Raw genomic sequence first — 21,297 nt, forward strand, 5'->3', positions numbered from 1 at the left:
CTTCTCCAATCGATACTCGCAGAACTACCCCGCCTTGGCCAGCGGAGCGTAGGCAATCGCCTTGATCTCGATAGTCAGCAGCGGGTGGGGCAATTGATGGACTGCGACAGTCGTTCGGGTGGGACCGCCTTCGTCGAAGTACTCTGCGTATACTTCGTTATAGCCGCCAAAGTCATTCATGTTGACAAGGAATGTAGTGATTTCCACCACATTCTTGAGGTTCGCCCCCTCTGCCTGCAAGATGTCTTGGATATTCTCGATCACGGCACGGGTCTGCTCCCTGACATCAACGGAGGACGTACCGAATTCGTCTGCGGAAGCACCGACGAAGCTGTTGTCTGGACGCCTCGAGCTAGTCCCGGAGACGAACAGAAAATCACCTGCGCGCACGACGTGAGGGAACTTACCGCGAGGAGTTGCTTTGCCTTGCACCAATCGTGCCTGAGTCGACTGCGTCATGAAATCACTCCAGAGCCTTCTATCTTAAGAGGGTGACCAACTAACTCACCCTACTGATTCACATCAACATCCTTGGTTTCCTTCAGCACGAAAATGCCAATGGCAACCGAGATTCCGCCCACGACAATCGCGTACCACAACCCTCCAAGGACGTTCCCCGAGTTGACAGCCAGGGCCGTCGACATAAAAGGAGCCAACCCGCCGAAGTAGCCAGCTCCAATGTTGTAGGGGATGGAGATGGATGTGTAGCGAATCGCCGCGGGGAACAGCTCAACGTAGTATGCGGACATGGGGCCATAAGCCATCGCTCCCCAGACCATTAGCAGGAACAGCAGCGTGTACATCAGAGGGCGATTGATCAGCTTCTCATCCGCGACGGGCGGATAGCCCGCGGAGACCAGCGCTTCCCGATAGATCTTCGCATCAAAATTTACCAGCGCCTTGTCTCCAATGTGCGTGACCAACGGCTCCCCCGCCAGACCTGGCTCTACGCGGTAGGACAGGCCGGCTTGAGTCAGAAAGTCGCGAGCTTTGTCGCATGCAGCATCGGCGTTGGAGAACATGCTGCGGCCGCAATCAGAGGAGACAACACGGATGACGACGGATTCCTGGAATTTGGCGAGACTGGGATTCACGGCTTTTCCCAGCTGCGAGAAAATTGGCACGAAGGTAAGTACCGCCATTCCGCAGCCAATGAGCACGATCCACTTGCGGCCAACCTTGTCCGACAGCCAGCCGAAGAACACGTAGAGCGGAAGCGAGAAGATCAGAGCCACAACGAGATGGCCGTAAGCGTCGCTCGGAGGGACTTTGAGCGTCGAAGTCATAAAGTACAGAACATAGAAGTTGCACGTGTACCAAACAACGCCGACCGCGGCTTGTGCGCCAAACAATACCGCCAGCATGCGCCGCACGTTCTGACCGACCATGAGGCTGTCACGCAGAGGCGCGCTTGAGGTCCGATTCTCCGCCTTCATGCGCTTGAAGACTGGAGATTCCGATAGGGTCGTACGAATGTACGCGGATACGGCAAGCAGCAGCAGCGACGCTAGGAAAGGCACCCGCCATCCCCACAAAGCAAAGTCATCTGCGGGAATCCAGATCCGGCAGATCTGCGTCACTGCCAGGGACAGCAGGAATCCGAAAGTCGCCGTAGTCTGGAGCCAGCCTGTGGCGTAGCCCCGACGGCCAGCCGGCGTATGTTCGGCGATGTAGGCTGCCGCGCCACCGTACTCCCCGCCCAGAGCCAATCCTTGCAAAAGTCTCAAAACGATAAGAATGGCTGGAGAAGCCCAGCCAAGCGTCGCGTAAGACGGCAGCAAACCGATACCTGCCGTTGAGATGCCCATTAAGATCACCGTGGCAAGAAAGGTGGCCTTTCGCCCGGCCTTGTCTCCAAACCGACCGAATACTACCGCGCCTAGCGGGCGGATGATAAACCCAATACCAAACGTCGCCAGCGAAGCAAGATAACTAGCGGTTGAATTCCCTGCAGGGAAGAAATGCGACGAGAAAAATATCGCTAGGCTTCCATATAGAAAGAAATCGTACCATTCGAGGACGGTGCCGACGCAAGCGCCTATTACGACCTTGATCTCCTCACGTCTGGCAGCACCCCGTGTCCGTACATCAGCTGTCAGTTCAATGTTCATTAGATTCTCCTCCACACATTCTTCGGCCTAAAGGCTACGGAGCGCAGTTGCTACCGTTGAAGGAGAGTCTAAAAGCTACGTTCGGGAGACCATAATCAATCATAGATCCATTGCTATTCCACGCTGGAATATCAACCCTATCAGGCCCTTTTGATCACATTGCGGCGACTTGTTTGGTGCCTATCAATGGTGTGCAAGGTAGGTCCTCGATCACGCTCCGTGGACCGATCTCCTGCGCGGAGAAGGGGCGGGAGAGCTGCTTTCACACCAATGGTGCAATTGGCCTCGCGTTGTGCTTTAGCTCGCCGTGCGGCGTGCTTGCTGCCCCTCCTTGTGCCGCAAGTAGCGCAAGCCGTACTTCTGCTGGAGCCGAGCGACTTGCTCGGGGTCCGGCTTTCGTGACTCGGCGGCCTGGATGAGTTCGCCAGCCTCCCTAAGGAAGCCATCTGCGCCACCGGATAAAGGGGTTATTCTCATCGTCATCCTCCTCGTGCACATGGCGTAGCACGATTCCTCCGGGTGGTAGGCTTGAGGGCACTGTCAACTTGCCGGTACCGAGACGAAACAGCGGCAGGCATGACCACGGCTCAGAAAGCAGTTGACGGATTTTGGGTGACTCCGGTGAATTCGTGCCACGCAGCGAACCGAGCTGCAAGATGTTTGCGGTAGAGAGAAGCGCGCAACAAATGTCGCTTGAGGGCGAAGTGCTGCCGGATCGGGCCGAAGCTCGAGAGGAATGCCTGCGTGCGTTTGCGATCGCGAAACCCACGCATGCGGCGCTCACGTTCACGTGTGGGTTGGTGGCTGTTCTCGGCCCGATTATTCAAGCGTGCAGCGGCTTTGACGAACACGTGTTTGACGTTCGCCAGTTCCGGGATGTCGGCCTTGGCGGCCGCGTAGCTGCGCAATTGGTCGGTGACGATCTTGCGAGGCACGGGACAGGAACGAAGCACTCGTAAGAAGAAGCGCTTGGCTGCGGCCTTGTCGCGCCGCTTCTGCAACAGGATGTCCAGTTCCGCGCCGTGCTCGTCGACCGCCCGCCACAGCAGATAGGGCTCGCCGCGCAGCGTCACGAACATCTCATCGAGATGCCACGTGCTGCCTGGCTTGCGCGGTGCGGCCTTCACGCGCTGGGCATAGCCGGCGCCAAACTTGTCTCACCAGCGGCGAATGGTCTCGTAGGTCACGACCACAGCGCGCTCAAACAGCAGTTCCTCGATGTCGCGCAGGCTCAGGTTGAAGCGAAAATACCAGCGCACCGCTTGGCTAATGACCGCCGCCGGGAACCGGTGGCCGTGATAGAGCGATTTCGTTGTCGTCATCGCGTCATCTTACGCGACCGCTACGTCAACGTGACAGAACCCCGACGCGATGTCGCCGGCCACCACCAAGCACCGGCTCGGCGCGCGCACGCCGCCGCCCAGCGACAGCTTCCAGCTCTTCTCGCCGAGTTCGAAAGCCACGTACAGCCGGCCAGTGATGGTCGTTTGCGTGCTCCTTTAAAACGAGACTCCGAATCCTCGTTTTACTCCAAGGGGCTCAACTCTGCGGGCCCTTCATAGTTTCTATAGTTACTGAACGCTATACACCACCGCGCATCCCGAGTTAGCTGCTAGCTGGTTGAACCCATGCAGACTTTCCTGAAGTCTGGATCAAGCAGCAAGTCTTGAGCTGAAGTCGGCGCTGTGAACTGCACCCACTTGGGCATCCCCTGCAAGCACTGCTGAAAGCGCACGTACTTCGCGTTATCAGAGGGGAGAGTGGCGTAAAGCAGGCCGCCGCCCCCCAACCTCGCCGCAGATTTGCGTCCGTCGCGTCACTCGTCATGAGTAAAGCATAACCAGAAGTCACCGCCACTCGATCAGCGCGGGAAAAGGGATGCTCCGCTAGCAGTGCAGCGGTTAGAGCATCCACCTCTTGGGCGCTCACCCCGTGGTCCGTACCGCAAGTGCCGTCAGGGAGGCAGCGCATGTTACATAGCGGATAAACGCGTGGCGAGACTGCACAGCTGGCCAGTGCCAGCACGACTGTCATCGCGATGAGATAAGTTAGCATGCGGGTCATGACTGCGCCCTTGCCGCATCTTCATCCTTGAACCTAATCCCCTCAATGCCCTGAATCGCCGTCTTTATGAAGGCAGTGTTCTTCTGAGCCAAGTAGCCGACCACCCGAAGGGTGTTTTCACCGTCGTCGAAGGTTAGGGTGTCCCCATTGGTCTCGACTACATGCTTTTCTTGGTGTTCATGGCGCTTATAGCCTCCTCCTAGGCCGATCCCGAAGAAGCGGGCTGAAGCGCTGCCGCCCACGGAGAAGTCGTGGGTATAGTCGTACTTCCAACCATTGGTGGATTTAAAATTGATCTTGAAACCACGCATCAGGATCAAACCCTTCGGGTAATACAGCAAACTGCCGCCGGGACCCAGGTAGCGCAGGAATGAACTCTTGTTCTGCAGGATAAGGTTGTTCGAGAACAAGTTACTGTTGAACCAGGAGGGCAGCTGGATAGCAGCTACAAAGCACGAGCGGCAGCCGAGGGTCACATCCTCGGTGTGGGAAAATTCCTCCTTGATCGCGGTTGACTCCGAAGCGTTCACAGAGGCGCTGAACCAGCCGTAAGAACCGGATACTGACCCCGACCAGTCGGACTCCATGCTTTCGGTCGCTTTGCGCGATTTGTTGAAAGCTATGGAAAATTCGCCAATCTGTGTCGTAGCGATTGCGCCGACGGTAAGCTGGGGCAAGATTACAGGGCGATCAGCAAAAACGGCCGTATCACCTGTCGGAAGAGATGCCAGATACGGCAACGTGAAATGGGAACCATCCGGATAGGCCCCATCTTCCATTCGGGGATAGCGGATGCGAGCACCAACGCTAATCAACTTGTCCCAGGCTTCCTTGATTTCACGCTGATCGGCGTCCGCATATTCTGTACGGCGCAGCTGTTCAAGATCGCCATAGAGCGAAGCAAGTTTGGCGGCATCGCCCTCGATGTCATTGGCGTTGCCATAACGGTTGCTCCACTGAATGTATTGTGCCAAATCTCCGTACGGAATGCCCCGCAGGCTGGCGTAATCCTTCCAGGCCACCGCGTCCTCACGTACCAGGCGACGAATGTCAGCTTTAAGGTTCTCGATCTCGACTGTTTTTGCATTGATCTGTTTGATGACCTCCGGAGAGAGAGCCTTGGCCTCGATCAGCGATAGTGCTGTTTCGACGAATCGGCTGTACTCGGCAAACAGGGTGCGATCGGTAATCGTGAACTGGTCGCTCAGCGGCACGGGAGCAAGGAGCTGATCAACCTTGCACAGGTAGTTGAACAGTGAATAGAACGGATACTTGCTGCTCAGATCAAGAGGCTCGGCGATCGTTTGTAGTTGCAGGTACTGATCCTGTTTTAGGTCACCTTTCACCTGGCCCTTCACAAATTCATAAAACAGGTTAAAAGTCGCCTTGTAGTCAGCCAAAGGATTGATTTCCTGAAGACCTGCTATGTGCGGCATCGCCATTCCCTCCTGAAGAACCCCCATCAAGGGTGTGCAGACAGCGTAGGAAAGCTCTTCAGGTTGTACAAGGGCGAGCACCCCCCTTTCGTAGTAGAAGCAGGGCCGTGCTCGCTGCCGTCCTTGGTGCTGTCAATGACAATGTACTGCTACTTCTTCGACATCACGCCCACGTGTAGAGGTTGGGTTAGTCCGCCACGCCATAGATTGCCTTTGCCACAGTGAGTAGTGAAGTGCGCCGGCGACTCGAAGCGCGCCGGCTCGGAGAAACCCAGATTTGGCCACGAAAGACACCACCGAAGCCGGCGACACGGACAGCGGAGCATGAACAGGGAACCCTGTTGAAGGCTAGTCTCGATGGCCAAATCGAATGCCGGTGCAGCATATGGGTTTCCGCTTCCACGGAGGCGCGCATGAATCCGCTCATACTTACCAGGCTCAAGTCGGCGGTCGCGGGCGCTGCTACCACCGGGTTTCCGGATGTTTTTGAGCGGATTCATGAGTCCGTACATCCCCCACTCTTTGCGCGCGATTTCGTAGAGGTGACTGACGAGCTGGAGTTCTAGCCTGATCGTGTTCTCGGCTCGACCGTCATCGCGCCGTTGATCGCGATAGCGTGCAAAATCCGCTCCGCGGAGAGCGCCAGTATCCGGTAGGCGAGCTCGTGCCGCTGCCAGCGGGCAATACGGGTGTTTTCTTGCTTAGGGGCTGCGCGCCGTGTTGCAATTCTGCTGTTCGACGGCTTTTCGTTGCTTGGCGCAGGACTCGTCGCAGAATTGTTTCATATGGCCAACAAGATCTCCTCGTCGGATGCTAGCGATGATTTCGTCTACGAAGTTTGCTTCCTCTCCCTCGAGGGCGGCAACATCGCGTGCTCCTCGTCCGTCCGGATCTGGACCGAGGGGCTCGATGCTGGCGACTACATCGGCTTCGATGTCCTCTTCATCGCGGGCGGGGTTGGAGCGCACAGCGCCGCAGGCAACGAGCGGCTGCTTTGCTGGCCGCGCACCATCTATCCCAAGACCGCCAACGTCACGCCGATCGCGGAAGGCTGCGCAGTGTTGGCCGCCGCCGGCCTCGTCCGGAACCGCGAAGCACCGCGCGAGCCCCGCGCGTGCGCGATACGTTCGCCCAGCGAATCCGGCATCCACCATGATTCCTTGAAGAGTGCGCTGGCGATCATCAAGCGCGACCTGGGGGGCGACGTCGCGCGCGGCGTTGCAGATCGGCTGATGCCGGCGTGGAGCATCGAACTGGTGCCGCGGCTGAACGACGCGGGCACCACCAGTATGGGCGACAAGATCCGCGCGTCGGCGCGCTGGCTGCATGAGAACTGCGAACGCACGATCTCCGTCGCCGATGCCGCCGAGATCGCGGCCATGAGTGAGCGCCACTTCTTACGCTGCTTCAAGCTAGAGATGGGGATAACGCCTTCGGATTACCTGCTGCAAGCGAGGCTCGATACCGCGTGCAGCTTGCTGAGCGAAACCGAATTGCCGATCGATAAGATCGCGCAGCCGGATTGGAATGAGCAACGGCGACCGGCTGGCCAAGATTTTCCGCAAACGGATGTCCATCTCGCCGGGCGAGTTCCGAAGGCACATTCGCCCTGTGGGGTAGGAACGGCCGCGCCGTTGAGCAAACGCATTCAGTTAGGAGGCCGGATGAAGCGATTCATAGAGGGTGAAAGCCGCAAGCAGGTTACGCTGCATCCAGAATGCCTTGATGACTTCATTGCTGAGGACAACCCCGTCACAATCATCGAGGCTTTCAGCGAGGAACTAGGCTTGGCTGGCGGCCAGAAGCTTCTCCAACCGGATCTGGTCGCCTTCGGAAGTCAAATTCTCCCGGTTGCGCAGCAATAGCCAGCGTGAAGTCTTGACAACTTTGCGGATATCGAGCGGCCACCTGCAAGCTTGAACTTCCGTCCAATTATTCCTGCGACAACGAACTCGCAATCCGCGCCGACTCGATCCCCTTCGTGCCTTGTCGATGGCCGGACACGTTGAGCGCGTCGTCGATGCGGCCACAATCTTGAAATTCCGTTTTGACGTCACGCACCGCGCCATCGTCGGAAAGAGTACAGCTTGCCGCCGACTCCGTCCCGGAAGTGGCTCGTCCTATGGCGCACGGGATTGTCCGAGATGGTACGCAGCAACGCGGGTCAATGACGCGACGCTTGAGGTTCAGGGCCCTACCGTTGCCAGCAGGCACGTCCTGTCCGGCTTCGTCTACGATTGCCGCCATGATGCCCGGCAACGGCAGCGTACACGAAGCCGTCCAGATAGACACGATCCTAGGGAAGTCACTAATTGGGTAACCCTCTCCACAATTGCAATCTCATGGCCATTGGTCGACACGACCGACAAAGAAGCCAGACCCAGGCCTGCGGGACCGAATTGCCTATCTTTTATCTTTGAGCCCAATATGTGGAAATATGCAACGGTGTCGATTCTGGCTTTGCTCGCGATCTCAATCGGGAGGTTGACTGAGGCCGGGGCGGAATCACCTAAGGTCATCGAAAACTCCCTCGGGATGAAGTTCATCTTGGTCCCGTCTGGGGAATTCATGATGGGTAGCAACGAGTCGCCAGAAGAACTTGCCAAGGCATTTCCGCAATATGAGCGTGACCGGTTGCTGGGAATTGGCGACGAAGCACCGGTGCACAAGGTTCGCGTCACTCGGTCGTTTTACCTGGGGCAATACGAAGTCACGGTGGGCCAATTCAAGCGGTTTTTGGAAGCATCTGGCTACACGCCCGAATCGGAAACTGATGGCACGGGCGGCTACGGCTACAACCCCAAATACGACCCCGAGAAATCGGATCGGCGCGATGCCTTTGAGGGGCGGAGTCCAAAGTATTCATGGCGCAACCCTGGCTTTCGCCAGGGTGACGATCATCCAGTCGTGAATGTCATCTGGAACGATGCCGTGGCGATGACAAAATGGCTTAGCGAGAAGGAAGGGAAGACATATCGCCTCCCAACCGAAGCCGAATGGGAATATGCCTGCCGTGCCGGCACCAGCACACGATATTACAGCGGAAACGATCCGCAATCGCTTCTTAAGGTCGCAAATACGTTCGATGCCGATACCCAAGAGAACTGGCCGAAGTGGAAGAGCTATGCGACGCAGGGGCACGATGGCTTCCGATTCACCGCGCCGGTGGGCAGCTTCGCACCAAACGCACTGGGCCGGCAACGCGTGGGAATGGGTGGCGGACTGGTATGACGAAAACTACTACGCAAGAGCGCCCATTGAAGATCCCCAAGGTCCTGCGTCCGGCGACGTGCGCGTGCGCCGCGGTGGATCGTGGCACACTTGGCCGTTCTACGCCAGGTCGTCGTATCGCAACTGGAACACGCCGCAGACGCGCTACGCGCTGGTCGGTATGCGCCTCGTAAGGGAAACGGATGTGGATGCGCGATAGCCGCTGATGCCGATACCTCGACCAGCGGGCAGCGAGAAGAAAGGGCCTTCGTCGGTCTTTTGCCCTCCGTCTCACCTGGGCCGAGATTCGGGATAAGGTCGACTACAGTGACAGCTACATTGGATCGTTGGAGCAAGCGCGTTAACGCGGAGCGGTTGGCTGGCTTGTTCACTCGCCATGCCGGGCGCGAGTGCTATAAGGCCATCGCCGATTGGCTAGCCTATATTTCAAGTTGAGCGTTCTTGAGCTTCCCAATAGTCTTCTCGATGCGATCCCTCACTTCCCCGCGCAGCTTAGAGCATTTATCCTTGCTGGCTGCCTCCGACGATGGACGAGAAAGGCCTCGCCGGCACCGGGTGGAGCGGCGAGGCGAATGAAAGGTTGAGAGGAACCTTCCAATGGGACTTCTAGGATGCACTTGGCTCGGCGGCGCGAATGTCTGCTAACGCACCTAGCAAAAACGCGTTTCGGCGGGGTCCTCCTCTGCCTTATTCTGAAGGCACGACCCTCCCTTAGGGCATCTCCTTATACAGAAGTAAGACCGTCTTCGCAGCGAGGTAGGAAGCCCGAGGCAGCGGAAATTTCGAGGTAGGGGGTTGTTAACTTCGCCGGACTCGCGTTTACTCTCGGATTTTCGCGCAGTTATGAGCAACGAGTCGGGGGCGTGGGTGGACGAGGAATTTGAGAGTCTGGATCTTGGTGATCCGCGGCGGGATCGGCGCGCCAAGGAGTTGCTCAAGCGGTTTGCGGCCATGCCTACGGCGAGCATCCCTGGCGCATGCGATGACTGGTCGCAAACCATTGGGGCGTATCGGTTTCTCGGCAATGAGCAGATCGACTGGCGGGACGTGATGCAGCCCCATTGGGAGCGCACTGCAGCGAGGGCCGCGCAGTTTCCGGTAGTGCTGTGCATCGCTGATACGACCGAGCTGTAACGCCGTGCACCGCGTTACAGCTCTAACGCAGAGTGTATTTTAATGCGGAGTAGTTCACCGAAGACAATGTAACTGGACTTCTCTCAAAGCAGATCGAGTATCGCGTTTGTTCGGCATTGCTCCGCATAATATTGACATCTTTCTGGCCCCGGCTGGAGACTTCTGCTCAAGGAGGTCGGCACACTTGTGCGTTGTCCGTCTTGCAAGTCACCAAGGATCTCAGAAAGGTTTCGCTTTGGCTCGGCAACGCACACATGCAGACGAGCGAGGTCTACTCACGTGCGGACCCATCGGTAAAAATGGAAGCGCTCGACGCAATCGTCTCGCCAAATCTGCGTTCCCGACGCTTCAAGGCTACGGATGAACTCATCGCCCCTCTAAGATCGAGTTCCCTTATGCGGAGAAAAAAGTAGTCAAATTCATTCGCCAACGGGGCCTCCACGAACGGGGCTCCGCATTAAAATACACTCTGCATTAGAGCTGAACTTCAATGGCCAGGAAATCGAGGGGCTGGGGCCGCTGAGCTACGAAGCCCAGCGGGGCATGTATTTACATCCGACCTACGCGGTGACGCCTGACCGTGAACCGCTGGGAGTGATCGATGCCTGGATGTGGGCTCGGGAGCCGAAGGACGCCAACGGCAACCGCGGCGGGATCAAGGAAAGCGTACGCTGGATTGAAGGGTATGAACGGGTTGCGGAGCAAGCCGCGCTGTTGCCCCAGACACGGCTGGTGTATGTGACGGACCGCGAGGGTGATATTGCCGAGTTGATGGCGCGCGCCCAGGAACTTGGCCAGCCAGCCGACTGGTTGATCCGCAGCCAACACAACCGCAACCTTGCCGAGGGCGGCAAGTTGTGGGATAGCGTCGGAGCCAGCCCGGTACTTGGGGAAATCACCTTTATCTTGCCGGGGCGTGCAGGCCAGAAGGCGCGCGAGGTCAAACAGGAGCTACGCGCCCAACGTGTGAAGCTGCCGGGCCTGGCCGGAGCGGCACTCACCTGTGTAGAGGCCAGGGAAATCGGAGCGCCTGCAGGCGTCAAGCCGGTGGTTTGGCGGTTGTTGACGAACCGAGAAGCGCAGGACGCCGATGCTGTCATCGAACTCGTCGACTGGTGTGTGTCACGAACACAGGCGAAAGCTTGTGATGCTGTATCAAAGATGGGAGATGGCCTCCCGAAGTCGGCCTGCAGGGGCAGGCTTCAAACCGCCCAGTGCTACTGCGTTCAAAAGGCGTGGTGGTGAGCGACTGCGGAAAAGGCATCGTAAAGATGTCAGGTACGTGTTGAGAAGATGAACGCAAGTGAACCGTCCGATGACGCATCGTTAATGAGTAAAAGTACTGTCAAAACTGGAGTCGACCAGTTGCTCCAGGATTAGTCGGGACGATACCTGCTTACGGTCCCGATGGCAGTCGGTGTATAGGCGGCATGAGCTCAATACAGGCTCTGATACGGAACGTGAGAACCTTGTTCTGGATGCGAAGGGAAATAACGAATGGCAGACACCATGAGGAAGAATACCGATGCCGGAACGAGGGGCGGAGCTGCTCGTAGTAGTGAGGAAGCTTTTGTAATGAAAGTGGAGCGAAGGGGCAGCGTTATCCTGCTGACGACGGTCACCAACCTGCCATGTGGGGATGAGTGACGTGACATCAGCGAAACCTTATAGCATTGCAAAGCGCACCGTATGGGAGGCATACCAGCAAGTAAAGGCTAACCGGGGAACTGCCGGCATCGACGATGAAACAATAGTCGAGTTCGAGCGGAACCTGTCCGGGAATTTGTATAAGCTGTGGAACCGGATGTCGTCGGGGTCGTATTTCCCACCACCGGTCAAGCAAGTGGAAATTCCGAAGGCAAACGGTGGCTTCAGAAAACTCGGTATTCCAACCGTTTCAGATCGGATTGCGCAGACTGTCGCCAAGCTCATCATCGAACCGATACTCGACCCAATGTTTCATCCAGACTCATATGGATATCGGCCGGGGCGTTCGGCGAAACAGGCGGTTGCTGTCACCAGACAACGGTGCTGGCGATATGACTGGGTGGTTGAGTTTGATATCAAGGCGGCCTTCGATCAAATTGATCACGGCCTATTGATGAAGGCGGTCCGCACCCATATCAGCGAAAGCTGGATTCTGCTGTATATCGAGAGGTGGCTGACTGCTCCGTTCGAGGCGGAAGACGGCACTCGTTTGCCGCGGGAACGTGGTACCCCGCAAGGGGGCGTGGTCAGTCCGATCCTGATGAACCTGTTCATGCACTATGCGTTCGACCGCTGGATGCATCGCACCTATCCGCAGTGCCCTTTTGCCCGCTACGCCGACGACGCGGTAGTTCACTGTCGCAATCTAAAGCAGGCGGAAGCCCTGATGCAGTCCATCGCATCGAGGCTAGAGGAGTGTGGACTGACGATGCATCCGGAGAAATCGAAGATCGTATATTGCAGGCAAAGCCGCCGTCGCGGAACCTATCCGCACGTGCAATTCACGTTCCTCGGTTTTACTTTTCGACCGAGAGCGGCGCTCGACAAGCAGCACCGGCAATTCACCAGCTTCCTGCCGGCTGCGAGTACGGATGCCATCAAGCGGATGCGGCAAACGGTGCGTGGGTGGAAGCTACACCGTCAGACTCCGGCGACGCTTGCCGAACTGGCGCAGCAATACAACCTGACGATACGTGGGTGGTGGAACTACTATGGGGCGTTCTATCGGACAGCAATGCACAAGCTCTCTGGTTATATCGATCGAAAACTAGTACAACATCCCGGAAATAGCTTGAATAAATAATCGCCTCGGATATCATGGCGGGATGAGTCGAGGCCGCTATGCAACGCCAGTGAAGCTGGCGAAGAAAGAAAGACAGGAACTGTTATCGCTGATCGAGCGCAAGACGGCGCCGCAGCGAGATGTGATGCGCGCGCGAATCGCGTTGTGGGCCCACGAGGGCCACGCCAATACAGTCATTGCGCGGGAACTGGGTGTATCGGTGCAAACGGTCTGCCTGTGGCGCAAGCGTATTGCCCAGCAAGGTGCCCAAGGCATTCGCGAGGGCGAGCGCAGCGGCCGTCCGCCGCGCATCACGCACGAGGCGCGACTACAGTTGATCGCGCTGGCTTGTGAGACGCAGGAACCTGAGGGGCGGGTCACGCCCACGCTCGATGAGATTGTGGCGCGCGCCGTGGAGCGTGGCGTTGTCGAGCAGATCAGCCGCAGCCAAGTGCAGCGCATTCTGCAGGCCGGCGACGTGCGTCCGCACCGGGTCCAGCAATGGCTACATAGCCCAGACCCCGCCTTTCGCGAGAAGGTCAACGGCATTTGCAAACTGTACCGCAAGGCGCCGCGAAACGCGGTGGTGCTCAGTATCGACGAGAAGACCGGCATTCAGGCCATCGAGCGTAAGCACCCGGGACGGGTACCCGCGCCGGGGCGGCTGCGTCGGCGTGAGTTTGAATATATTCGTCACGGCACCCAGGCGTTGATTGCGGCGCTTGACGTGCATACCGGACAGGTGCTGGCAGACTGCCGCGACCGGCGCACCCAGGACGATCTGGTCGCCTTCATGGAGCGCGTGGCAAGCGCGTACCCGGGCAAACAGGTGCACGTCGTCTGGGACAACCTGAACACACATTGTGCCCAGGCCGTCTGGCAGGCGTTTAACGCGCGGCACGATGAGCGGTTTCACTTCCACTTCACGCCGTTGCACGCAAGTTGGGTCAATCAGATCGAACTCTGGTTTGCCCGCTACACGCGCCGGGTACTGCGCCATGCGAGTCACACCAGCATCGCGCACCTGCGCGAGCGCACCGAGCAGTTTATCCGCGCGCACAATCAGGCGGCACGCCCGTTCAAATGGAGCTTCCGGGGCTATCCGCTGCAAACCGGCGCATCGTAATCGGTCGGAGTAGGAATGCCAGTCACCCAGCACCCCCTCCACAGATCCGTACGAGCGGAATTACCGCATACGGCTCCTGCCTTGGGTCGTAACGATCAGACGCTGGTTCGGATAGGGATGGCAAATGTGAGTACAGGGCAACCAATGGGCAACGAGCCGATTCATCTGCTGCCAGCGCAGTCGGCTTTTCTGACTTCGGCGGTGCAATGCGCGATACCACACGCGGGCCACGAGCGCCCGGAAGCGGGCAAGACGCGGCCCGTTCCGCGGCACGCCGAAGTACCGCATGTGTCCATTTACCACGGACCCCAAGTACTTGCCTTGTTCCGCGATGGTCTGGTGCATGCGTCGTCGCAGTTGTTGCTTGACTGCCAGCAGCTTGGCGCGCATGCGCTTGGCGCTGGTCAGCCTCAGGACCGCAAACCGTCCCTTATGTGTCTTCCCACAGCAATGCGTGAATCCAAGGAAGTCGAAGGTCGGCGGCTTGCCCCCATTACGGCGTCGGCAGTTCTCGCGCGCGAAACGCCCGAACTCGATCAGCCGCGTTTTGCCCTCGTGCAGTTTCAAGCCGAAGCGGGCCATCCGCTCGGTCACCTCGCGCTGGAAACGCTCAGCGTCACCGATGTACTGGAACCCTGCGACCCAATCATCGGCATAGCGCACGATGACCATATCGCCTTCGGCATGCCGCGCACGCCACTGCTTCACCCACAGGTCGAACGCGTAATGGAGATAGATATTGGACAGCAACGGGCTGATGCTTCCGCCCTGAACTGTCCCCACCTCGCTCTGCGTCAACCTCTCGTCTTCCAGCACACCAGCGTGCAGCCACTTCTTGATGAGCCGCACAACCCGTGTGTCCGCTACCCGGTGCTCGATGAATCTGACCAGCCAGTCGTGTTCGATTGTGTCGTAGAACTTGCTGATGTCCGCATCGAGTATCCAGTTCACCTTTCGTTGTTCCACCCCCACGCTCACGGCGTCCAGTGCGTTGTGCGCGCTCTTGCCGGGACGGAAGCCGTAACTGAACCCGAGGAAATCCTGTTCGTAGATTGCGTTCAGCACTTCGACCGTGGCGAGTTGGACGAGCTTGTCCTCCAGCGCCGGCACGCCCAGCGGGCGCTTGCTGCCGTCGGCCTTGTCGATGTACACGCGTCTGACAGGCTGGGGCCGGTAAGCCCCTCGGGCCAGCCGGTCGGACAGGTCCAGAAGGCGAGCCTCAAGGTCCAGTCCGTACGACTGCCACGTCTGACCGTCCACCCCGGCCGCCGCCTTGCGCGTCAGCGCAACGTAGGCTGCCCGCAGGCGGTCGACTGCGTAGATGTGATGCATCAGGGTGGTGAACTTCGCACCCGGTCGGCCTTTGGCCGTCTGTCGTATGCCGTCGAGCGCCGTTCCCATGTCATATGCCCGCCCCAATCTGCGGGACATGCGCGCTGCGACTGCATTGCCCTTGGCCCGCCGCCTTCCCTCCACCACCTCCGCCACCGCAGGAATTGCACCCGCAGTCTTGTTCGGCAGCTTCTCAGGTACTACGCAGCAGTCCGACTTCCCACGCCCGTCGCTCATCGTCGTACGCCCTCAGGCTTCACGATGCGCGCTACGCCCAACGCTTCCCAGCGGGACGTAGCAGGGCGCGGGATCTCCCGGTTCCCGAGCAAAGTGTTTCTGCGCGTGCACGGGGTCTTCGACCGCGCGGGGTCCGATGCTGCCTCGCCAATGCGGCAGCACCGATGTGACCTTCGGCTTAATCCTAGAGCCTCGGCACCCCGTTCAACCCGTGCCTTGCGGCACGGGGCATGTATTTCGCGGCTCAATACCCGGCCCGCGCGTACCCCTGTCAACGCTTCGCCTGCACCCTTGCGGGTACACACGCATGACTCGGGGCCGCCGTGGCTGGCTAGACCTTCAACGTATGACTCTTTCATTCACAACACTTTGCCGGTTTTGACCGGCGCACAGAATCGACATGCCAGCCTTACCCACCAAACTTTACGCTGCCAAATTGCAGCAGCAACTGCGCAGCCTGCTCGGCCACGAGCAGATCATCACACAAGCCTACGGGCGTCACCTGCTGATCAAACGTCTGGACGACGAGGAGCCGACCGTGGTGGCTCGGCTGACCGAACTCGCCCGCAATCGTTATGGCGCCGCCTTTCGCAACCATAGCGGGCGTTGGGAACCGTTGCCAGGCGAAGGCTCGCTCGACGAGATGGCCGAGGTGGTCGTCACGCTCCTGCACCTATATCTGCAGCCCGATAATTATTAAAGCTATTTACGGGATGTTGTACTAGAGCAATGGGCCAGACGGAAATACAAAACACTGACGCGGCACAAGCGGCGCAGTGCGGAATGGCTTCGCAAGATGAAGGAACTCTACCCCACATTGTTCTTCCACTGGCATGTCGCAGGAAATAGGGTTGGATAACGGGAGCCGTATGAGGCGCGAGCCTCACGTACGGTTCTGCGAGAGGCTCAAGGTGAAACTCCTTGGGCCTACTCACCATCGAGCCAGATGGGAAGTGGAGATGTTTTTCCATGTCCTGAAGACCGGCTGCAAGGTCGAAGCGCTACAGCTCTCGCACATGGATCGTGTGGAGCGGGCCTTGGCGCTGTACATGGTGGTGGCGTGGCGCGTTGCCCGCTTGATGCGGCTGGGCAGAACCTGCCCGGATCTGGATGCGTCCCTATTCTTCGACGCCGACGAGATTCGGGGGGCATACGTGCTCGCCAAGAAGGCCCGCCCGAAGACACCAGTCACACTCAATCAGATGATTCGGTTGGTTGCTTCCCTGGGTGGGTTCCTCGGGCGCAAGAGCGATGGCGAGCCCGGCGCTAAGACGATCTGGATCGGCATGCAGCGAACCATGGACGCCGCGCTCACCATTCAAGCACTGCGGGAAGAGTCATGACTTCTGTATAAGGAAATGCCCTTAGGGGCCGTGCTTTTTGTCGAGCAGCGACCCATGGAAGCCATCGTGGCACCAGCCGCAATATAGGGAACGCCCTTTGCCCGTACTGCGCGCCGGTGTCGTCCACTATCTCGATTTCATATCGTTCCCCTCTGCTGGACCTCATCCTTAAAAGGGGCTCGAGGCAATGCCTTCCACAACGGAGCCGTGGCCAACGATCCAGCAAACTCTCCGAATTCCCGTTGTTGTCTTCTTCTGCGCCTGCTCGGTGCCATTCGTGGCACGAAGACGCCCCCCGCAATTTCCACCGCCACGAGCCGAGGTGTCCCGGCGCGAGCGGAAGCGGCGCCGGGGTGCAGCAGCCGCGGGAGCACCGTCTCCGGGCTCGGCGCCTGGTCTGCCGGGCCGTGCGCAGGCCGCCCGCGCTCCGAGTATTCGATCGCCGCGTCGTTGCGCCAACAGCAGCTTGAGCACGGCCGGCTGGGCGTCCTGCCTCGGCCAGCGACCCATAGCGGCGCTTGACGCGCGCGAGCGTCCAGTACACGTAGACCGGATGCCCCAGCGCCTCGGCCATGGACAGGCGCGAGATCCACACGTTGTTGAATCGCGGCGAATCTGTTCATCATCTTCATCGCGCGATTTACTATGGAAAAGTCGCACACGAGCGTGGCCGGCGCCGCGACGAGATGAAAGTAATCTCGGGATCGCATGCGCTGCTGACCAACATTGTGTTCTGGCGTGGAACACCGCCCAGATGCAGAGCCGGAGCGCTACGCGGACGCGCTTCTACAACGAATCCCGGACGGCGACGCGGCGGTCTGAGTGAGTCCGAGAGTACGAGGAGTCCTTGCACTCAGGTTGCGAGCCGAGCTAAGGTTGAATCAGCGGCGGACTTTCAAATCTCTTCGTCGGACGTACGGCGCCTATCTTGATTCAGCGCGCTCCTACGCTGCTCAAGTCGAGCAAGGGGTCGATAACCCTCGAAATGCCAGTCTTCGCCCACCTGGGATCGTTTTCAACAACATGTTGTAGGTAGAAAATGTTGGATCCCAGGTTGCGTTTGACAACTCACGAGGCGGGCCCCGCGATGGCACCCAATTCCGGTGGCAAGGCCGAACAGGCCGGCGACAGCGCGTCGCTGAAGGTGCTCGCCCGCGTCGGGTTGATCGCTTACGGCGTTGTGCACCTCTTGATCGGCTGGCTGGCGCTGCAGATCGCATGGGGCGCGCCGGCCGGCAAGAGCGCCGACATCTCCGGGGCGCTGAGAACATTGGCTGATCAGCCCTTTGGCAGGATCCTGCTATGGCTGGTTGCGGTCGGCATGGTGGCGCTCGCGCTCTGGCAGGCCAGTGAAGCCATCTGGGGCTATCGCAACCGCGTAGGTGCCAAACGGGTCCGCAATCAAGTCACCAGCGGGGCCAAGGCCGTGATCTACGCCGCCCTGGGGGTCAGCGCAGCTTCGGTCGTGCTCGGCTGGGGATCGTGGGACGCGCAGTCCCAGCAGCAAACCACCTCAGGTGTGCTGGCGTGGCCCGCCGGGCGGGTGATCGTCGTGGTCACGGGGCTGATCATCATTGGCGTCGGCGTGGCCGGGATGGTCAAGGGCGTGAAGAAATCCTTCAACGAGGAGATTGACACTTCGTCGATGTCCCCAGTTGCCCGGAAAGGCGTGGCGCGACTGGGCCAAGTCGGATACATCGCCAAGGGGGTGGCACTGGGCGTGGTGGGGGGCCTGCTCAGCTATGCGGCGCTGACCTTCCACCGGCAGAAGGCGCCGGGGCTGGACGGCGCGCTGCATGCGATCCTGGCGCAGCCGTTGGGGCGGTTTCTGCTTACGGCCGTGGCGCTTGGATTCGTGGCCTTCGGCCTGTTCGCGATGCTCGAGTCACGCTACCGCCGGATGTAGCCCTTCTGGACGATCACCCCGTTCTGGAACGTTGGAAGGCGGCGAAAAAAGACCACTCAGCAAGTAACTGATTTGATTGAGGTTTCAGCGGGGCATCGCCAGGAAACCCGCCTGGAGGCTAGGGGTGGCTACCCCGGCAAACTGCAAGGAAATCAAAGGGACACCCGTTGATGCCGCCACGTAGGCGGATAAATCGTCACTTCCGGCCGTGGCGCCTCGCCTGGCAGGCCCAGTTGCCCAGTATTAGGACAGCCTCGTCATCGAGCCATGCCCTTTGCGGCGGCAGCAAGATCACCAGCCGTTCCGGAAACAGGTGCATGGCCAGCACTTGCGGCTGCATCTCATGCGGAAACGGGCCGAGCTGAATCACTACCGGACCTTTGACCTCGACGATCACACAGCCGGTCGGCACCCAATACAACACGACAAAATGGGAAAGCCGTGCATGCGGGTCGGTCATAGCGAAGGGCCAAGTATTGGTCGATGCGCGAATGGTACCCAGGACCCGCGCCGTTTGTCTTTGCTGAATCCCCCTGGGGGCGTTTTCCTCCAATTCTGTCCCGGGTGCGGCGCAGCATATTGAGGATCAAGGCACGCGTCTGCACATTCGACCGCCACATCGAAGGGCATGTCGCCCAGCGGCAGGTCGACGACGAAATGCCGAGTGTGATTCCTAGTGGCAATAAGCGTGCCGCCGCCGTACTAGGAAGCGCTGTGCACCGAATCGTGCACTCTCAAATGTGCCCGTTATCGGAATAACCAGCCCACCAGGACGCCACTGAAACTTGTCATGGGAGGCACTGGCTCGTGACTCATGCGGCCATTTTTCCGCAAGCACGTTATATCAGCGATGGCAAACGTGTGCTCTTCTACAGGAATGGTGATCCCCGGTAAGCAAAATCGAAGTAATGCGCTAAATCTTGCCCATCAGCCACAGAACAATCAGGACCACCAACACCAGCCCCAGCCCCGGCTATGCGGCCAGGCTGGAATTGTGCCTATCAGATAGCAGCACGAGAACGACTAACAATATCATTCCCAATGTCATTTCATGTCTCCCAATAGTTAAGCGTAGCAGCGAAGCTTGCGGGAGAACTCCTGCAACGCGCCGATTCCGCTCTCCTCGGCGCGCCTGCACCATTCCTCCAGCCGTTTGACCTGTTGCTCCTTTGAGGCGGCGGAAAGGCTCCACAGGGCAGTGAGTTCCTGGCGCATCGCGTAGATGGAGCGCAGCGACTGACTGGAATGCATTGCCTGAAGCAATACTACGCGCTCATGCGCCGGGAGCGCGTCCTCCTCCCGTTGCAGCCAGTGTCTGAGCGCCTCCCGCGTTCTGGACTCATTCAGCACCGGGACCGCGCAAGCCCCCAAGTTATGAATTTCCTCCAGGGCGGTTTGCTGCAGGGACTTGGCGAACTTGGCCAGCACATGGTAGCGGTGGGTGGTGACGGCCTGCAGGGTCTCCGCGTCGCAGCGTGTCTTGGCCGGATCGAAGTGGATCTTGGGCGCCACCTTGCGCACGGTGGCCAGGCGCAGCGTCGCCAGGAGACGGATGTACGTCCAACCGAGGTCGAATTCCCACCACTTGTTGGACAGCTTGGCGGAGGTGACGTAAGCGTGGTGGTTGTTGTGCAGTTCCTCGCCGCCGATCAGGATGCCCCACGGCACGATATTCTTGGAAGTGTCGTTCGGTGCGAAGTTCCGATAGCCCCAGTAGTGGCCGACGCCGTTGATCACGCCCGCGGCGAAGAACGGGATCCACAGCATCTGCACCGCCCAGATGCTGAGTCCGATCGGACCGAACAGCACCAAGTCGATCGCCAGCATGATGCCGATACCCAGGCCGACGTGCTTAGCGTAGAGCTTGCGCTCGATCCAGTCGTCTGGAGTACCGCGGCCGTATTTCTGAAGCGTTGCAGGGTTCCTGGCTTCCCTGCGATAGAGTTCGGCGCCCTCGAACAGCACTCGCCTGAGGCCGTAGACCTGCGGGCTGTGGGGATCTTCCGGGGTCTCGCATTTGGCGTGGTGCTTGCGGTGGATCGCCACCCACTCCTTGGTCACCATCCCGGTGGTGAGCCACAGCCAGAAACGCAAGACGTGGCTGGCGATGGGATGCAGATCAAGGGCCCGGTGGGCTTGGTGACGATGCAGAAAGATGGTGACCGACGCGATAGTGACGTGGGTCAAGCCCAGCGTCGCCAACGCATAACCCCACCATGGGAGATTGAGCAGGCCAAGTTGCATCACCGGCTCCTTCGCAGGATCGAAACGCGTAAGGGACATGTATTCCTAGTGCGCCGTCAATTCTGTCCGCTGGCGCACATAGGCTAACCCAGGCGCGGCCGCAACCGCGCGTCCGCTGGGAGACTACCGACTAAGCGGTAGTTCTTGGACGAATGCAGCTGCCACCTTCCATTCCCCGTCAGTTCCTGTATCTGTTGGTGATATCAGCTATCGACCACTTCAACGCCGCTTGTCAGCGTCAGCCACCGCCCGATATTGCTTAACGACCCCGCAGTGCGGGTTGCCGCCCCGGGCTCCTCGTCTCAGCTAGCCGCGGCGTCCGTTCGCGGAGCCATCGGCCGCCGCGCGCGCCTGAAGCCATGG

General features: G+C 59.1%; 13 protein-coding genes and 7 pseudogenes. 10 read left to right on the top strand and 10 right to left on the bottom strand.

Features of this window, described 5'->3' with window-relative positions; translation table 11 throughout:
- Positions 1-24: 24 nt before the first annotated feature.
- From OMK73_RS09030 to OMK73_RS09055, 6 genes and pseudogenes are all read right to left on the bottom strand, one after another.
- On the bottom strand, positions 25-459 hold the full coding sequence (locus OMK73_RS09030) for a RidA family protein (protein ID WP_267601711.1): 435 nt from the start codon (positions 457-459) through the stop codon (positions 25-27).
- 50 nt (positions 460-509) lie between these two features.
- Positions 510-2,111 (bottom strand): MFS transporter, encoded by a 1,602-nt coding sequence (locus OMK73_RS09035; RefSeq protein ID WP_267601712.1) that lies wholly within the window; start codon positions 2,109-2,111, stop codon positions 510-512.
- Between the two features lie 297 nt (positions 2,112-2,408).
- Positions 2,409-2,588 (bottom strand): hypothetical protein, encoded by a 180-nt coding sequence (locus OMK73_RS09040; protein ID WP_267601713.1) that lies wholly within the window; start codon positions 2,586-2,588, stop codon positions 2,409-2,411.
- A 110-nt stretch (positions 2,589-2,698) separates the two neighbouring features.
- Positions 2,699-3,433 (bottom strand): annotated as a pseudogene (locus OMK73_RS09045) (IS6 family transposase).
- A 9-nt stretch (positions 3,434-3,442) separates the two neighbouring features.
- The gene (locus OMK73_RS09050) at positions 3,443-3,574 is read right to left on the bottom strand and encodes a hypothetical protein (protein ID WP_267601714.1); all 132 of its coding nucleotides are present in this window, start codon (positions 3,572-3,574) and stop codon (positions 3,443-3,445) included.
- 597 nt (positions 3,575-4,171) lie between these two features.
- Positions 4,172-5,692, bottom strand: coding sequence for a hypothetical protein (locus OMK73_RS09055; protein WP_267601715.1), 1,521 nt, complete (start codon positions 5,690-5,692; stop codon positions 4,172-4,174).
- Between the two features lie 602 nt (positions 5,693-6,294).
- Between OMK73_RS09055 and OMK73_RS39000 the strand changes: the two are divergent.
- The 6 genes and pseudogenes from OMK73_RS39000 (at position 6,295) to OMK73_RS09090 (ending at position 13,872) form a co-directional block, all read left to right on the top strand.
- Positions 6,295-7,231 (top strand): annotated as a pseudogene (locus tag OMK73_RS39000) (GlxA family transcriptional regulator).
- Positions 7,232-8,038: 807 nt separating this feature from the next.
- Positions 8,039-9,041, top strand: a pseudogene (locus OMK73_RS09070) (formylglycine-generating enzyme family protein).
- Between the two features lie 644 nt (positions 9,042-9,685).
- Complete coding sequence (locus OMK73_RS09075; RefSeq protein ID WP_267601716.1) at positions 9,686-9,976, top strand: transposase DNA-binding-containing protein; 291 nt, start codon at positions 9,686-9,688, stop codon at positions 9,974-9,976.
- 441 nt (positions 9,977-10,417) lie between these two features.
- Positions 10,418-11,215 (top strand): annotated as a pseudogene (locus OMK73_RS09080) (IS4 family transposase); the annotation flags it as partial.
- A gap of 400 nt (positions 11,216-11,615) precedes the next feature.
- Positions 11,616-12,767, top strand: a complete 1,152-nt coding sequence (ltrA, locus tag OMK73_RS09085; protein ID WP_420715490.1) for a group II intron reverse transcriptase/maturase — start codon at positions 11,616-11,618, stop codon at positions 12,765-12,767.
- A 22-nt stretch (positions 12,768-12,789) separates the two neighbouring features.
- On the top strand, positions 12,790-13,872 hold the full coding sequence (locus tag OMK73_RS09090; RefSeq protein ID WP_267601718.1) for an IS630 family transposase: 1,083 nt from the start codon (positions 12,790-12,792) through the stop codon (positions 13,870-13,872).
- Positions 13,873-13,894: 22 nt separating this feature from the next.
- On the opposite strand, the pseudogene ltrA (OMK73_RS09095) reads toward OMK73_RS09090, so the two are convergent.
- A pseudogene (gene ltrA, locus OMK73_RS09095) lies at positions 13,895-15,441 on the bottom strand (group II intron reverse transcriptase/maturase).
- Between the two features lie 400 nt (positions 15,442-15,841).
- Here ltrA (OMK73_RS09095) and OMK73_RS09100 point away from each other — a divergent pair.
- The 4 genes and pseudogenes from OMK73_RS09100 to OMK73_RS09110 all read left to right on the top strand — a co-directional run bounded on the left by OMK73_RS09100 (position 15,842) and on the right by OMK73_RS09110 (position 18,690).
- The gene (locus OMK73_RS09100) at positions 15,842-16,141 is read left to right on the top strand and encodes a hypothetical protein (RefSeq protein WP_267601720.1); all 300 of its coding nucleotides are present in this window, start codon (positions 15,842-15,844) and stop codon (positions 16,139-16,141) included.
- A 235-nt stretch (positions 16,142-16,376) separates the two neighbouring features.
- Positions 16,377-16,784: pseudogene (locus OMK73_RS09105) on the top strand (IS4 family transposase); the annotation flags it as partial.
- Positions 16,785-17,362: 578 nt separating this feature from the next.
- Positions 17,363-17,541, top strand: a pseudogene (locus OMK73_RS39005) (Tn3 family transposase); the annotation flags it as partial.
- 330 nt (positions 17,542-17,871) lie between these two features.
- A complete protein-coding gene (locus tag OMK73_RS09110) occupies positions 17,872-18,690 on the top strand; it encodes a DUF1206 domain-containing protein (protein ID WP_267601721.1) in 819 nt (272 codons plus the stop codon).
- 196 nt (positions 18,691-18,886) lie between these two features.
- On the opposite strand, the gene OMK73_RS09115 is transcribed toward OMK73_RS09110, so the two are convergent.
- From OMK73_RS09115 to OMK73_RS09125, 3 genes are all read right to left on the bottom strand, one after another.
- Complete coding sequence (locus tag OMK73_RS09115; protein ID WP_267601722.1) at positions 18,887-19,150, bottom strand: hypothetical protein; 264 nt, start codon at positions 19,148-19,150, stop codon at positions 18,887-18,889.
- Positions 19,151-19,632: 482 nt separating this feature from the next.
- Positions 19,633-19,695 (bottom strand): hypothetical protein, encoded by a 63-nt coding sequence (locus tag OMK73_RS39010; RefSeq protein ID WP_420715511.1) that lies wholly within the window; start codon positions 19,693-19,695, stop codon positions 19,633-19,635.
- A gap of 60 nt (positions 19,696-19,755) precedes the next feature.
- Complete coding sequence (locus tag OMK73_RS09125) at positions 19,756-20,973, bottom strand: fatty acid desaturase (protein ID WP_324291694.1); 1,218 nt, start codon at positions 20,971-20,973, stop codon at positions 19,756-19,758.
- Positions 20,974-21,297: the final 324 nt, after the last annotated feature.

It is taken from the genome of Cupriavidus sp. D39, assembly GCF_026627925.1.
GTDB classification, from domain to species: Bacteria; Pseudomonadota; Gammaproteobacteria; order Burkholderiales; family Burkholderiaceae; genus Cupriavidus; species Cupriavidus ulmosensis.

Bases quoted from the DNA above. Each gene is read 5' to 3' on its own strand.
- OMK73_RS09030 (WP_267601711.1), bottom strand. From the start codon at position 459: ATGACGCAGTCGACTCAGGCACGATTGGTGCAAGGCAAAGCAACTCCT.
- OMK73_RS09035 (WP_267601712.1), bottom strand. From the start codon at position 2,111: ATGAACATTGAACTGACAGCTGATGTACGGACACGGGGTGCTGCCAGA.
- OMK73_RS09040 (WP_267601713.1), bottom strand. From the start codon at position 2,588: ATGAGAATAACCCCTTTATCCGGTGGCGCAGATGGCTTCCTTAGGGAG.
- OMK73_RS09075 (WP_267601716.1), top strand. From the start codon at position 9,686: ATGAGCAACGAGTCGGGGGCGTGGGTGGACGAGGAATTTGAGAGTCTG.
- ltrA (WP_420715490.1), top strand. From the start codon at position 11,616: ATGAGTGACGTGACATCAGCGAAACCTTATAGCATTGCAAAGCGCACC.
- OMK73_RS09090 (WP_267601718.1), top strand. From the start codon at position 12,790: ATGAGTCGAGGCCGCTATGCAACGCCAGTGAAGCTGGCGAAGAAAGAA.
- OMK73_RS09100 (WP_267601720.1), top strand. From the start codon at position 15,842: ATGCCAGCCTTACCCACCAAACTTTACGCTGCCAAATTGCAGCAGCAA.
- OMK73_RS09110 (WP_267601721.1), top strand. From the start codon at position 17,872: ATGGCACCCAATTCCGGTGGCAAGGCCGAACAGGCCGGCGACAGCGCG.
- OMK73_RS09115 (WP_267601722.1), bottom strand. From the start codon at position 19,150: ATGACCGACCCGCATGCACGGCTTTCCCATTTTGTCGTGTTGTATTGG.
- OMK73_RS09125 (WP_324291694.1), bottom strand. From the start codon at position 20,973: ATGTCCCTTACGCGTTTCGATCCTGCGAAGGAGCCGGTGATGCAACTT.